This is a genomic window from Microbacterium sp. Leaf151, assembly GCF_001424225.1.
In the GTDB taxonomy this organism is placed as follows: domain Bacteria; phylum Actinomycetota; class Actinomycetes; order Actinomycetales; family Microbacteriaceae; genus Microbacterium.
Genome location: NZ_LMOR01000001.1, coordinates 545798 through 559991, shown reverse-complemented (window position 1 = coordinate 559991; position 14194 = coordinate 545798). Strand labels below are relative to the sequence as shown.

Below are 14194 nucleotides of genomic sequence, written 5' to 3'. Positions count from 1 at the left end.
CTCCCACCCCTCCGCCCATGGCCCCGTATCACCGTCGCGGCTACCCCCTGGAGCATTCGGCGATGCGGTGGCGGGTGCGGCAGCCCGTTGGGCCCGCCACCCGGACAGTGCCCCGCAACATTCTTCTCCCCACGCTCGAAGTGGAATCGACTATCCGTGTGGCATACGGTCTGCGTCCTTCCAAGGGCCGAGTCCTTCCGCCACCACCGGATCAATGCGAGACGCCTTCGGTGCCACGAATAGCTAGGACATAGGTGGGATCCGCGTCCACAAACGCGATGTGATCGAAATGACATTGGAACGCATGAGCAGGCTCTTTGCCGAGATGCGCGCGCTAGCGCGAACCATTGATCTCGACGCGAGGGACATCCCGCGCGGTCGACGCACGCGGCGTCGAGACGCAGCGTGTAGTCGACGTTGCCAGCCGGCTCCGATTCGGACTCGAGAGCGGTCTGCAGCTCGGACCGCAGCGTGTCTTCGTCGAGCCCCGCGATGGAGCGCAGGAGGTATTCCTGGATGAGGGAGTCGAGGACGTCGATGGCGTTGTACTCGGTGTTTTCGACGTGACCGCTGCATGCGGCTCGGCTGCCGAGGACATCGCTGTCAACGAAACGCCCCAGCTCGGCATCCCGGGGCGGCGGCGAGCTCAACCGCTCGAGACTCCGGTCCGTCGTGGCGTTCGCCGACCAGCAGAGAGGCCTGCGCGCCAGCACTCACAACGATACTCGGGGCCATCCCGATAGAGCGGTCGGCTCGGACGGATAGATGCCGCAGGTGAGGGACGGAGCGACCTCGCCGAGCTGGAGTTGGTCGTCCAGCCAGTCGAAATCCTCGACCCGGTAGGAACCTTCTCAAGCAGCGACTCGTGATGATGGAACGACCGCCTACTGATTGCCAGCCTGGCCTCGCGGTCCCGTTTGAGCATGGCCGCCAACTGCGAATTGACCCAGATGTCTCGTGCCTCCCGGGGAAGGGCCAGCGGCGCGCTGATGTCCTCCGGGCCGTCGGCAGCCTGTCCCCACTCGTTCAGTTGGGCGGCGCGAAAGGCGCGGGTGCGGGCTGCCTGCACAGCTACTCGAACGGAGCCTAGAGCGTCGAGGCTAGCTTTCCCGTAGCGCTCACGCCGCGCTTGCCGCGACTCCGTCCGCGCAACCCGCAAGGTTGCATATCCACCGGCCATCGCGCCGATAATTGCTGCGACGAGGGGGAGCGTCCAGTCCCTGATGATCGTCGCGAACGTCGTCCAGTCGCTCATGCGCTCGACAGTAGAGCAGCCCCGGCCGGCTGCACCGAAGCCCAAAGACCCAGACCGCCGGTGTCGTGGGCCGTTTGCGGACCAGGGTGCGCGCCGTCAATGCCTCACCTGACGGCGGACTGGGGTCTTCGACCTGGACTTGGGTTTGGATTCAGGGCGGCGGTCGGCGCCTTTTTCGAACTGGGCGCGCCTGAGCACCCTGGTCCCGGAGCGAAGACCCACAGGGACTGCGAGATCCCGCGGGTGAGCACACTCGAACACGTTCCTGACGTAGCCGGGGTCCGTTATACCCGGGCTGTTCCCGTCGAGCAACTGACTCCAACCCGGAGCAAGTCCAAAGTCGCTCAGAAGACGCCGTGGGTCCGCTGACCCCAAGCGCGCGGCACTGACAGGAACCGGCGGGTTACTTTGAGGCGTTGCTCTCCGCAGTCGTCGCCGATCCGCGGGGGACGCTAGCGAGGTCGATGGGGGCCGTGATGGTCTGTTCCTCACCGTTCGCAGCGCGCTCTGCCCATTCCAAGCCGACGCTGATCGCCTGCTCCAGCTCTGCGGTAGAGAGTTCTGGGAACTGCTGCGCTTCCAATGCCTTCCGCGGTGGCTGCGTCATTTCACCAGGGAAGTACCAACCCGTGGCGCGGTCGGTGACCTTGAAGTTATGTGCCATGTGGTTCCCTCGCTCCCATCCATTATGGCCAAGAGATCTGTGAATCAGTCGATACTGCGACTGATGAAGTAGGACTCGAGACGTGCACGCGAGATCCATGAGGCAAGCGCCGCCGCAGCGTTCGTGGTCGAAGCCACCGTCAGCACGAACCACCAGGCCGGGTCCTCAATCTGCAGGATGTTCAACCCTGCGCCAGCGCAGGCGAGCGCGATGCTCAGCAACGAAACTACACGAGACAGCAGCACGCCCTGGTTCAGTTGACGATTACCGTCCACACCGATCCATAGCGAAGCCACGACGGGGAAAGCCAGGATCACGGCGGCGTACTCCCAACTGCCAATGAGTCCCTCGACACGGCTGATCGCAGCGACAAGAAGGCCTAGCACGCAAAGAACCGCGACCGATAAGGCACCCGCGGCCGCCGCGGCCATCGACCCCGGCATCCGCTCATAAAACTGCGCGCGATAGTCGACAGTTGGAATGTACTCGTTGTTGAGTCGGAGGTTCACGCTGTGCAGATGAGCGTGTCGCTGGCCGCGGCGGGGCGCGGCGCGGACACCGCGCAGATCCTCTACGGGCCCGTCGTTATGGTCCACGATGTCCTGGCGTGCGAGGTAAGACCCGTGCGGTCCGATCACCTCAAGATGGTACGACCGGGTGTTGGCGGCGTTCGCAAGCGGGACCACTATCAGGCCTTGACGGATACCGAAGGCCACTCGTAGGGCGTCCAAGGGAGTACGCCCCACTGCCTCATTGCCTGGGCGCCTCGGCTTACTTCGATGAAACAGGAAGTCAGGGTACAGCCGCTGGCGGATGGTCATCCGCAACCGGGTCGGCGTGACCGGCGTGGCACGGCTCGGCTCGGTCGTTTGCAGGTCCAGCTTCTCTCTCTCATCGACCGCGGAGGCAGGGCGGGCGTCCGGGCCCGCAATTTCCACGCAGATGGGGTGGTTGTCGACTAGCCGGCGAATGAGATCGCGCAGGGTTTCGCGAAGTTGATCCACGACGGGACCTGTGAGGGCGCCGGACGGAAGGGTGTCGATGCGGTTCATGATGTCGTCGGCGAGACCCGCGTTCGTACGCCGGTGGGCTACCAGGAACTTCGCCACATCGGGTTCGATTTGGCGGCGGTACACGGCGTGTGCGTCGTTGCCGCGCGATGCTTTCACCAAGACACGAAGGACGGCCATGATGTACGGCGCCAAGCGCGACTGTGGGACGGAAGTGACACGCGTACCTTGAGCGTCGGTTATCTTGACGCCGTTCGAAAGGGCTCCGCGGTTGGTTAGAAGTAGCGGAACGATTGACGTGGTGGAGGCGCTGAGCGGGACGGAGAAGGTCACGGTAGTCGACACGTCCAACGCCCGGGCGAGAGGTTCAACGCGCTCAGAGATCCGGTCGAAGTAGGTGTGCGGCCGTGCCACCATGTTGGCGAACCGGGCTGCCTCAGATGCTGGCAGAGCAGGTTCCGTATAGTCGGCTTCGATTGAGATTGACGCCACACTGATCTGATCGCCGGCGGCATCACCGAAGTCGGGAGCGCGTCGGACGCTGTTACTCGAGCGGAAATACAATCGCGTCAGCCAGACCGCGCCGGCCACTAGCGCACCGCCAGTGAGTAGCACAGCTATGAGGGGGAGTGTCTCGGCAAGGAAACCGAGCGGGGCGATGAGCAACAGCAGAAGTATGGCGGCGCCTGCAAGCGCGGTCCGTCGATAAATCTTCATAGTCCCCCCAAGCCACCGCTATCGGTGACTGACAAGAGTATTCGACGCTCAGCATGATCCTCCGTGCAGCGCGCGTCAGTGTGGTTCACCAGTACTGACGGATTTCAAGGTCGTCCTCTGGCAATGCAGTCAGTGGCCGGGGACGCCGCCCTCAGCGTGGCGATTGAGATTGACGGGGGCGTCGTCGCACCGGATCAGTCTGGATGGCGGGCGAGCCAACGGGGCTTGGCAGCAACCCCCGTGGCCGCCTGAATCAGAAGGCTGGCAATTGGATCGGATGTCTTGTCGGCTCATAACTGAGCGCGGGCGGCTTCGCGCGGTCGGGTTACGCGACTCGCTCGGGTGCGCCCGCGGCGAGCAATGACGCCATCACGGGTGAGAGCTGGCGGGAGGCCGACCGCGGGTGCTCGAGGTGCCACTGGTACGCCCAGACCGGCAGATCGCGGTGCCGCACGGCCTCGATGGTGCCGTCGGCGGCGCGAGCCGTGGCATCCAGGCCCTCTCCGAGGCGGTCGACCGACTGGTGGTGGCTGCAGAGGAGGTCGCCGGAGGTTGAGACCGGATCGGGCCGGTCGAAGCGGACGTCGGTCGCGACGAACGGGTCGCCCTCGGGGCGGCGGTGTCCGGCGATGTCCTGGTGCAGGGTGCCGCCGAGGGCGACGTTGACGAGCTGCATGCCGCGGCAGATTCCGAGCAGGGGACGACCAGCGGCGACCGTGTCGCGGACCACGGCGAGCTGCGCCTCATCGGCGGCCGGGTCGTAGGGCGTCGCGTGCGGCCGGAGGTCGGAGGAGCCGTAGGCGCGCGGGTCGACGTCTTCACCGCCGAGGATGACGACGACATCGGCGCGGCGGGCGGCGTCGAGCAACGTCTCGAGCGGCCGTTCGGCTGCGGGGTGGAGCGCCACCGTCCATCCGGCGTCGCGGAGGGCCGTGACGGCTCCGCCGTTGAGGTCGTCGAGGAGCGCCTGGTAGCGCGAGGCGTTCGGGCGGGTGTCGCGGATGTGGAACAGGGCGGCTGACGGCATGCGAATCCTTGGGAGAAGCGAGAACTTCAGGATGCCAGGGGTGCGCGACGGAGACGTTACGCGGATGCGAGCTTCGGCTGCTGCTGGGTGATGCAGTGGATGCCGCCCCCTCGGTCGAAGATGGGGCGGGCGTCGACCGTCACGACGCGGCGGCCGGGGTAGGCGTCGGCCACGATCTCGCGAGCCCGCGCGTCGGCCGCGTCATCGCCGAACCCGCACAGCACGACCCCGTCGTTGGTGACGAGGTGGTTGATGTAGCTCCAGTCGAGCCACCCCTCGTCGTCGCGGAGCGCGGTCGGAGCGGGGATGCCGGTGATGGTGACGTGGCGGCCGCGCGCGGCGAAGGCCTCCTCGAGCTCGCGACGGACGAGTCGTGAGACCTCGAAGTCGGGGTGGGTGGCATCCGTCTGCTCGTGGATGAGGACGTGCTCGGGCGAGGCGAAGGTGGCCACGATGTCGACGTGCCCGTTGGTGCCGAACTCGTCGTAGTCGCGGGTCAGGCCGCGGGAGAGCCAGATGGCATCCGTCGCTCCGATCGTGCGGGCCATCTCGGCCTCGACGCGAGAGCGGTCGGCGAAGGGGTTGCGGCGCGGGTCGAGCTGCACGGTCTCGGTGAGCAGCACGGTGCCGGTGCCGTCGACGTGGAGGCCGCCGCCCTCGGCGACGAGGAGCGAGTCGATGCGCTCGGCGCCCAGGTGCTCGGCGACGAGGCGGGCTATGCCGGCCGATTTCTGCCACTCGGCCCAGTCGGGGGCGCCCCACCCGTTGAAGATCCAGTCGACGGCACCGAGGACCGCCGGGCGGTCGGGATCGACGACGAAGGTCGGGCCCACGTCGCGCATCCAGAACTCGTCGAGCGGGGCTTCGACGATCTCGATCGCGGAGTCGAGCATGCGCCGGGCGCGGGTCATCTCGCTGGGGTCGACGACCATCGTCACCGGCTCGAACTCCTGCACCGCGTGAGCCACGTCGGTCCACGCCCGGTAGCCCTGTTCGCGGTTCTCCGCTCCCTCGCCGAGGGTCATCCCTTCGCGCGGGAACGCCATCCAGGTGCGTTCGTGCGGGTGGGATTCTGCGGGCATGCGCCACATGGCGTGCTCCTTTCTGGTTGGGCGGGTCAGTAGCCGGTGGTGAGGACGCGATCGAGCGCGTCGACGAAGACGTCGACCGAGGCGCGCGTGACGACCAGCGGCGGCTTGATCTTCAGGACGTTCTGGTGGTCGCCGGTCGGCTGCATGATGACGCCCAGCTCGAGCAGGCGGTCGCAGATCGCCGCGGTCTCGGCGGTCGCGGGCTCGAGCGTCTCGCGATCGCGGACGAACTCGACGCCGAGGTACAGGCCCGAACCGTGCACGGTGCCGATGAGCTCGTGCCTCTCGCCCAGCTTTTCGAGACGCTTCTTGAGGTGGCCGCCGACGACGCGCGCGTTCTCTTGCAGGCCCTCATGCTCGATGACGTCGAGCACGGCCATGCCGACGGCGGCGGAGACCGGGGAGCCGCCGGTCGAGGAGAAGAAGTACCCGCCGGTGCGGTAGCGGTCGGCGATCTCGCGTCGGGTGATGACGGCGCCGAGCGGGTGTCCGCCGCCGATCGACTTGGCGACGGCGACGATGTCGGGCACCGCCCCCTGCTGTTGGAAGCCCCAGAACCACTCGCCCAGTCGGCCGTACCCGACCTGCACCTCGTCGGCGATCGTGAGGCCGCCATGGCGGCGGATTGCGGCGTACACCTCGGTGAGGTAGCCGTCGGGCAGCGCCACCCCGCCGGCGTTGCCGAAGTACGTCTCGGCGATCATGCCCGCCGGAGGGCGACCGGATGCCGCGAGCTCGTCGATCACCGCGACCGCTTCGGGTGCGTAGTGCGCGGCATCCGTCCCCCGGTGGGTCCCGCGGTAGGAGTTGGCGGCGTCCACGGTGTGGACCCAGTCGGGTCGGGTGGCCAGGGCGTTCGGGTTGTCGGCGACCGAGGTCGACACCGCATCGCTGGCGTAGGTCCAGCCGTGGTAGGCCTCGCGCATCGCGACGATGTCGGGTCGACCGGTCGCGGCCATCGCGAGACGAATCGCGAGGTCGGTGGCCTCGGACCCCGAGTTGACGAAGAACACCGTGTCGAAGCCCTCGGGGAGGGTCGCCGCGATCCGGTCGGCGTAGTCGGTGATCGCGCGATAGTGGAAGCGCGAGTTCGTGTTCAGCAGGTGCATCTGCCGCGAGCCCGCCTCGACCACGTGCGGGTGGGCGTGGCCGACCGAGGCGACGTTGTTCACCATGTCGAGGTACACGCGGCCGTTCACGTCGATCAGGTGCTCTCGCCACCCGCGCTCGATGCGCGGGGGAGCGGCGTAGTAGTGCTCCTGCACCTCGGCGAGCACCTCGTGGCGGCGCGCGAGCACGTCGTCGACGACCGGGGCGGCGGCGGGAGCGCCGATCGCGACGCCGGGGTCTCCGGCCGTCTCGCGCCAGGCAGCGGCGAGGGCGGGCGAGGTGCGCGCCGGCGGGGTCGACCGGTCGATCCCGCGTCGCAGCACAAGGCGCGTGCGCGCGGGCAGGACGGAGGATGCCGGGTCGGTCACGCCCGTGATCGTCACCGTCTCGCGGCCCGAGGTCCAGACGAGGGCGTCGCCGTCGCGTCGCGTGTCGCCCGGGGCGAGGGAAGTCGACTGCGCGAGCCAGACCGTCACACCGGTCGGCATCGAATCGGCGGTCGAGGGCAGGGGGTCCGTCGTCCCGGTGAGCTGGGCGCGCCAGGCCGGAACCGTCACGATCGCCGCTCCCGCGTCGAGGGCGTCGAGGGCGGCCACGTCGAGGGTTCCGGCGTCGAGCCAGGCGCCGGCGTCGTTCAGCGGCGACTCGGTCGTCGCGTCGAGCTCGACGTGGGGGCCCGCCGACAGCAGCGGGTCTGCGGTCCACGCGGGTTCGTTCGCGGGCGGGCGGCCGAGCGCGGCTCGCGTGGCCGCGGTGATGACGGGAAGGGGGACGGATGCCGCCTGCACGAGGATGCGGAACTCCCGATCGAGCGCGACGGCGGCGTAGTCGTTCGCGTCGTCGAGACGCACCTGGGCGCGACCGCTCAGCACCAGCACGGCGCCGCGAAGAACGACGAGGGGCCAGAGCGCCGTGATCTCGCCGTCGTCGAGGTCGCGGAGGCGATCGAAGGCGCGGATGGCGGGCAGCGCCGTCTCGGGCGAGGCGCCGTCGTGGTGCAGCACCGATGACACGGTCGTGGCGATCTCGCCGACGCGCCACGAGGAGCACACGTCGCCGAAATCGATGACGGCGTCGGGGACGAGCGCCCCGTCGGCGCGCAGCACGTTGTCGTCGGTGACGTCGAAGTGCCCGGCCTGGACCGGCAGGGCGTCCTGCACCGGTGCGAGGGCGGCGCGGGCGGCGTCGGCGGCGCGCTGCACGATCGCGCGCACCTCGGCATCCGGTTCGTCGGGGAGGAGGGTGTCGATGACGCGGCCCGCGTGGCGCAGATCCCACTGCAGCACGCGGCCGCTTGCGGGATGGACGAAGTCGGCGAGCGACAGGCTCACCGCACCGGAGAGCGCGCCGATCGCCTCGACCACCGCGGGGGAGAGGTATCCCGATCCCATGAGCGTGAAGCCCGAGATGTTCTCGATCACGCGGGCGTGGATGCGCCCCTGCGACGAGTCCCACCACGCCGACATCGCCCCGAGGGGTCCCTCCACGAGCTTCGGGATGCGCACGTGGGGGCTGCGCGCGGCGACCGTGGCCGCGGCGGCATCCTGCATCTCGATCTCGGCCTCGCTGAACACCGGGTTGCTCAGCTTGAGCACGCCGAGGGGCTCGGTCGAGTCGCGGGGGAACACCCGGAAGTTCTGATCCTGCTGACTTCCGAGCCCGCGCAGGTCGACCTCGACGCCGAACGCGTCGGCGAACAGGCGCCGCACCTCGTCGTCGCCGAGGGTGGGGGTGGGCAGATCGACCTGCGTGAAGTAGTCGAAGACCTCGGTCATGGCTGTTCCTCGGGACTCGGGTGTCAGAGGGGGGAGGCGGCGGTGGTGGCGAGGTCTCCGGCCACGGCGCCCGCGTCGTCGCGGACGACCACGACGACCAGGGGTCCGTAGGGGGCGGTCCACGGGCTCACCGGGGTCGCGTGATCCGCGGTCGGGACGCGAGAGGCGCCCCGCAGAAGACCGCCGTCGAGATGCGTCTCGACGCGCACGCCGTCGACGTAGGCGGCGCCGTCGCGCGCGGACCCGCCGGTGACGCTCGCGCGGAACCGCACCACGGTCTGGTCGCCCTCCACCTCGGTCTCGACGGTGTCGATGCTCACGCGGAGCGCCGTGTCGCCGACCGGTCGCGCGGTCGTGAACACCGTCTCGTCCGGCAGCGCCGGCGTTCGCGGCGGCGCCGTGCGGCGATCGCCGAGAGCGGCGACGGCCGAGCCCAGCCGCACGAGCCGGGTGTCGCTGTAGGCGGGGCCGGCGATGGTCAGGCCCACCGGCATCCCGGTGTCATCCATCGTGCCCATCGGCACGGTGACGGTGGGGATGCCGAGGTGGCGCGGCACGAGGTTGCCGTTGGACACCCACACGCCGTTGCGCCACGCGATGTCGGCTGCGTCGGGGTTCACGTCGGCGTCGGCGGGGCCCACGTCGGACTGCGTCGGGAAGATCACGGCGTCGAAGCCGGCGGCATCCATCCACTCCTCGAAGTCGACGCGGCGCGTGTGCTCGAGACCGCGCAGGCCCTCTTCGAGGCTCACCACGTCGCGCCAGTCGGGCTCCCACTCCGTCGCCCGGGGCACGTAGGCGGCGATGTCGTAGGAGATGTCGTAGTGCCAGATCCCGTAGCGGTCGGGGAGGGCGCCCGGGGGGTGCGGGAAGATCAGCGCGGCGTCGACGTCGGCGAGGCGGTTGAGGGCCGGGTCGTCGTTGTGGCGGAGGAAGGCGTCCATCGCCCAGACGGCCAGGTCGCCCACCTCGTCGTCGAGGAAGCGCCGGGTGACGAACCCGCGGTCGAGGAAGTCCTCGTCATCGGGGTGGAGCTTCTCGTAGCGGTCCACGACGGGGAAGTCGGTCTCGACGACCTCCGCGCCCGCGGCCTCGAGGTCTGCGCGCAGGTCGTCCCACAGCCGCATGACGCTCTCGCGCGTGACGATGGGCGAGGCGCTGCCGGGGTCGCCGTTGACGTAGATGCGCGGCACGGCCAGGCGGAGCCCCGCGAGCGGCAGCGGTTCGAGCGCTACGAAGGACTCGGGACGCACCTCGGAGGGGCGCGGCAGGGAGATGTACGGCTGCGTCCGCCACAGGTCGCCGGTGGTGTCGGGGTCGTCGGCCACGACGGCATCCAGCACGTGCTGCAGATCGGCGACCGACCGGGTGTGCGGCACGACGACGTCCATCGTGGGGACCAGCGGCCAGTTGCCGCGGACCGAGATGACCCCGCGCGAGGGGGTGTAGGCGACGAGAGCGTTGTGCGAGGCGGGGGCCCGGCCCGACGACCAGGTCTCTTCGCCGAGTCCGAAGGCGGCGAAGCTGGCCGCCGTGGCGGTGCCCGAGCCGTTCGAGGAACCCGAGCCGAAGGCCGACGAGAGATAGTCGCCGTTGTAGGGCGACTCGGCGCGGCCGTAGACGCCGCGCTGCATGCCGCCGGCGGCCATCGGCGGCATGTTCGTCAGGCCCAGGAGCACCGCTCCGGCCGCGCGCAGCCGTTCCACCGCGAAGGCGTCGTCCTGCGCGATGAGATCGCGGAAGGCGGGGGATCCGGATGCCACGGGCAGCCCCTCCGCCCGGTAGCTGTCCTTGGCGGTGAAGGGGATGCCGTCGAGCGGGCCGCGCGCTTCACCGCGGGTTCGGCGCGCGTCGGAGGCGCGGGCGTCGTCGAAGGCGCAGGGGTTCAACACCGGCACGGCGTTGAGGCGGATGCCGGCTCGGTCGTAGGCCGCGATGCGGTTGAGGTAGCGCGCGACGAGCTCGACGCTGGTGACGGTTCCGGAGTCGAGGGCGGCGCTCAGGGCGGAGACGTCGGCGTCGACGACGGTGAAGGCCTCGGAGGTCATGGCGGTAAACATACACCGTTTGTTTTGCGTGTGCGAGAGTGGATCTCGGAGTCCGCACGTAGGCTCGCACCGACCCGGGGAGGCCGCCATCGTCAGACCGCACACGCCGCTGCTGAGCCGCGATCTCATCGCGCGGACGGCCCTCGCGCTGGTCGACCGGCACGGACCCGACGGCGCCAGCGTGCGCCGCGTCGCCGCACGTCTCGGGGTCAACCCCGCGTCGCTGTACAACCACGTCCCCAACCGCGCGGCGATGATCGAGGACGTCCGGGCGCTCGTCTCGGCGCACATCGACTCGAAGCCGCTCAGAGAGCTGCCCTGGGAAGATGCCCTGCGTGCCTGGGCGCGATCGTACCGGCGAGCGTTCGCCCGTCACGCGCGCGTGGTGCCCCTTCTGATGACGGAGCGCGCTTCGGCGCCGGTCCTCCTCGCCCAGTACGAGGATTTCGCCGCGGCCGCCGAAGCCGCCGGCTGGACGCTGCGCGACGTCATCCCGTTGCTGACCGCGTTCGAGTCGTTCATCCTCGGCAGCGTCCTGGACATGTCGGGACCCTCCGTCGTGTTCGACCCCACGGGACAGGAAGAGGTGTTCCCGCGCTTCTCCGCCGCCTTCGAGACGCTCGCCGAGGAAGACCCCGCCGACCCGGTGGCCACTCGGGCATTCGAGCTCGGTCTCGACATGCTGATCGCTTCCGCCCGGCCCCGCTGACGGCGCGGCCGGGCCGATCGCCCGCCGTGCGCACGCCGGCGCGCGGCGCGTGGGGTGCGTGGGGTGCGTGCGGTGCGGACGGTCAGTCGTCGTCGCCGTCGTCGTACCCGTCGTCGTCGACGTCGTCATCCGCGTCATCGTCGTCGTCGTCATCGGTGGGAGAGACCGGGACCGGGGCCGGAGGGTCGACCGGCTGCGGCGCGGGCGGTGCGACCGGCTGCGGGTCCGTGGGGGCCGCGGGTTGTTCCGGGGCCGGAGTCGCCTGCTCGGTGGGGACAGCCGAGGGGTCGACGACGGGCGTCGGCGACGGCGTGGCCGGAGCGGGTCCGCCGGTGAGCGTGCCGCCGGGGAGGACCCGCTCGGTCGCGGTGCGCGGCTCGAAGGCGGTGGCGACGGCGGCGGTCGCCCCGATGGCACCGAAGGCGGCGACGGCGATGAGGGCGGTGCCGATCCAAGCGCGACGAGACATTCGAGGACTCCATCCGTGGTGAGGTGATTCGAGCCTGTCGTCCGCCGGTAAGGGCGCGGGAAGACGATCGTGAGAGCCTTCTTATTTCGACGGATCGGGGGTCACCGCCCCGGCATACTGAAGCGCATGGGAACGGCGCCCGCCTCTGCAACGGGCGGCGGGTGGACCGTTCGAACGCGCATCGTCGTGGTCATCACCGTGGTCGCCGCGATCGGACTGATGTCGGTCGGCGCCGCCGTCTACTTGGTCGAGCGCACACGCATCCTGGCCGCCGTCGACACCCGCCTGGAGGCGGCGCTGGAGTCGGCCCGCGCGCTGGTCGCGGCGGGGAACGGGGAAACCGCGTGGGCATCGTCGACCTCGGCGCTGGAGGCCACGGTCACGCGCATCAGCCCCGACGACAACACCGGTGCCCTCGGGGTCATCGACGGCGCCGCGGCCTTCATCCCGGGGGTGCCGCTCGACGTCGACCTGCAGTCCGCGCCCGGCTTCGTGCCGTACGTCACGGCGGTGGCCCAGGGCGACCCCGTCATCGGCACCTACGCCGAAGAGGGGGTCGCCTGGCGGTACCTCGCCGCCCCGATCGCGGTCGAGGGGTCGGCGCCCCCGTCTCCGGTGATGTTCGTCACGGCCTACGACCTCGAAGGCGAGCTCGCCGAGATCGACGACGCCGCCCGCGTCTACCTCGTGGCCGCCGCGATCGCGCTCGTCGTGATCGCGGCGAGTGCGGGCCTGGTGGCCGCACGGCTGCTCCAACCCCTGCGCCGCATGCGCGAGACGGCGGCACGGGTGTCGGCACGTTCGCTCGCGGAACGGCTGCCCGTCGAGGGAAACGACGACGTCAGCGCGCTCGCCGCGACGATGAACGACATGCTCGACCGCCTCGACAGTGCGCTCGGCGCGCAGCGCACGCTCCTCAGCGACGTCGGGCACGAGTTGAAGACCCCGGTGACCATCGTGAGCGGTCACCTCGACGTGATGGACGCGAGCGATCCCGCCGACGTGCGAGCCACCCGTGAGCTCGTTCTCGACGAGCTGGGGCGGATGGGACGCCTGATCCAGGACCTCACCCAGGAGGCCGCCCTGCGCGGACCGAGCCCGCTGCGCCCGCAGGCGACCGATATGACGGCCCTCGTCGAGCAGGTCGTCGTCAAGGTGCGCGGGATCGAGGGGGCGTCGGTGCGGCGGGGACCGGTCGCCCCGATCCACGCGGTCGTCGACCGGGCGCGGATCACCCAGGCCCTGCTGCAACTGGCGCAGAACGGTGTCAGCCACGGCGGGGGCGACCTCGTGCTGGGGATCCGCTCACGCGGGGAGACGATGGAGCTCTTCGTGCGGGATCACGGGCCCGGGGTCCCCGTCGACGAGCGCGAGCGCATCTTCGAGCGCTTCCACAGGGGAGCGGCCGACGACGGCCGCGGCGGCAGCGGCCTCGGCCTCAACATCGTCGCCGCCATCGCCCAGAACCACGGCGGTGCCGCCACCGTGCGGGATCCGGCGACGGGACCGGGGGCCGAGTTCGTGCTCACGATCCCGATCGTCGCCGAGATGCCGACCGATTCCGTTCCCCCGCGACCGCCGCTGCCCCGCGGCATCCCCGCACATGATCGCCCGGAGGGCTGACGTGGCATCCATCCTCATCGTCGACGACGAGACCCGCATCTCGTCCTTCATCGAGAAGGGCCTGCGCTCGGCGGGCTACGCCACCCGCGTGACCGGCGACGGCCGCGAGGCCCTCGGACTCGCCCTCTCGGGGGAGTTCGACCTCGTCGTGCTCGACGTCAACCTGCCCGGGATGACGGGATTCGAGGTGCTGGAGCAGCTTCGCGGTTCGGGCTCCGCCGTGCCCGTCATCATGCTCACCGCGCGCGTCGAACTCGAAGACACCGTCGCCGGCCTCGAGGGGGGAGCCGACGACTACCTCGGCAAGCCGTTCCGGTTCGATGAGCTGGTGGCCCGCATCCGACTCCGCATCCGTCGCGAGCCGACGGCGAAGGGCCTGGAACTGCAGCACCGCGACATCGTGCTCGACGTGCGCCAGCGCACGGCCTCCGTCGCGGGCAGGGAGATCGTGCTGTCGGCGCGCGAGTTCGCGCTCGCCGAGGAACTCGTGCGCCACCCCGGCCAGGTGCTCAGCCGCGAGCAGCTGCTCAGCCGGGTGTGGGGCTTCGACTTCGACCCCGGATCGAACGTCGCCGACGTCTACATCGGCTACCTCCGCCAGAAGCTGGGCGCGGATCGCATCGAGACCGTGCGGGGCGCGGGGTATCGGCTGGTGTGAGGCGGGCGACGGGCCCTCGCGCGGCGCCGGCGCGCCGA

General features: G+C 70.0%; 9 protein-coding genes and 1 pseudogene. 3 read left to right on the top strand and 7 right to left on the bottom strand.

Features of this window, described 5'->3' with window-relative positions:
* Window positions 1–1658 precede the first annotated feature (1658 nt).
* The 6 genes and pseudogenes from ASF76_RS02500 to ASF76_RS02475 all read right to left on the bottom strand — a co-directional run.
* Window positions 1659–1919: a hypothetical protein gene (locus ASF76_RS02500; RefSeq protein ID WP_055952408.1), complete on the bottom strand. Its 261-nt coding sequence runs from the start codon at window positions 1917–1919 to the stop codon at window positions 1659–1661.
* A 44-nt stretch (window positions 1920–1963) separates the two neighbouring features.
* Window positions 1964–3646, bottom strand: coding sequence for a hypothetical protein (locus ASF76_RS02495; protein WP_055952405.1), 1683 nt, complete (start codon window positions 3644–3646; stop codon window positions 1964–1966).
* A gap of 325 nt (window positions 3647–3971) precedes the next feature.
* Window positions 3972–4673, bottom strand: a complete 702-nt coding sequence (locus ASF76_RS02490; RefSeq protein WP_055952402.1) for a gamma-glutamyl-gamma-aminobutyrate hydrolase family protein — start codon at window positions 4671–4673, stop codon at window positions 3972–3974.
* 56 nt (window positions 4674–4729) lie between these two features.
* The gene (locus ASF76_RS02485) at window positions 4730–5755 is read right to left on the bottom strand and encodes an agmatine deiminase family protein (protein ID WP_082484846.1); all 1026 of its coding nucleotides are present in this window, start codon (window positions 5753–5755) and stop codon (window positions 4730–4732) included.
* Window positions 5756–5790: 35 nt separating this feature from the next.
* Window positions 5791–8649 carry an aminotransferase gene (locus tag ASF76_RS02480; protein ID WP_055952396.1) on the bottom strand — a complete coding sequence of 953 codons (2859 nt, stop codon included), beginning with the start codon at window positions 8647–8649 and terminating at the stop codon, window positions 5791–5793.
* Between the two features lie 371 nt (window positions 8650–9020).
* Window positions 9021–10697: pseudogene (locus ASF76_RS02475) on the bottom strand (amidase); the annotation flags it as partial.
* On the opposite strand from ASF76_RS02475, the gene ASF76_RS02470 reads away from it, so the two are divergent.
* Complete coding sequence (locus ASF76_RS02470; RefSeq protein ID WP_082484798.1) at window positions 10696–11406, top strand: TetR/AcrR family transcriptional regulator; 711 nt, start codon at window positions 10696–10698, stop codon at window positions 11404–11406. The pseudogene ASF76_RS02475 and the gene ASF76_RS02470 overlap by 2 nt on opposite strands.
* A gap of 82 nt (window positions 11407–11488) precedes the next feature.
* Here ASF76_RS02470 and ASF76_RS02465 read toward each other — a convergent pair whose 3' ends face one another.
* The gene (locus ASF76_RS02465) at window positions 11489–11875 is read right to left on the bottom strand and encodes a hypothetical protein (RefSeq protein ID WP_055952388.1); all 387 of its coding nucleotides are present in this window, start codon (window positions 11873–11875) and stop codon (window positions 11489–11491) included.
* A gap of 126 nt (window positions 11876–12001) precedes the next feature.
* Between ASF76_RS02465 and ASF76_RS02460 the strand changes: the two genes are divergently transcribed.
* Complete coding sequence (locus tag ASF76_RS02460; protein WP_055952385.1) at window positions 12002–13498, top strand: sensor histidine kinase; 1497 nt, start codon at window positions 12002–12004, stop codon at window positions 13496–13498.
* A gap of 1 nt (window position 13499) precedes the next feature.
* The gene (locus tag ASF76_RS02455) at window positions 13500–14156 is read left to right on the top strand and encodes a response regulator transcription factor (RefSeq protein ID WP_055952383.1); all 657 of its coding nucleotides are present in this window, start codon (window positions 13500–13502) and stop codon (window positions 14154–14156) included.
* Window positions 14157–14194: the final 38 nt, after the last annotated feature.

Coding starts and splice junctions, on each gene's coding strand:
- ASF76_RS02460 (WP_055952385.1), top strand. CDS start 12,002: ATGGGAACGGCGCCCGCCTCTGCAACGGGCGGCGGGTGGACCGTTCGA.
- ASF76_RS02495 (WP_055952405.1), bottom strand. CDS start 3,646: ATGAAGATTTATCGACGGACCGCGCTTGCAGGCGCCGCCATACTTCTG.
- ASF76_RS02465 (WP_055952388.1), bottom strand. CDS start 11,875: ATGTCTCGTCGCGCTTGGATCGGCACCGCCCTCATCGCCGTCGCCGCC.
- ASF76_RS02500 (WP_055952408.1), bottom strand. CDS start 1,919: ATGGCACATAACTTCAAGGTCACCGACCGCGCCACGGGTTGGTACTTC.
- ASF76_RS02485 (WP_082484846.1), bottom strand. CDS start 5,755: ATGCCCGCAGAATCCCACCCGCACGAACGCACCTGGATGGCGTTCCCG.
- ASF76_RS02470 (WP_082484798.1), top strand. CDS start 10,696: ATGGCGGTAAACATACACCGTTTGTTTTGCGTGTGCGAGAGTGGATCT.
- ASF76_RS02480 (WP_055952396.1), bottom strand. CDS start 8,649: ATGACCGAGGTCTTCGACTACTTCACGCAGGTCGATCTGCCCACCCCC.
- ASF76_RS02490 (WP_055952402.1), bottom strand. CDS start 4,673: ATGCCGTCAGCCGCCCTGTTCCACATCCGCGACACCCGCCCGAACGCC.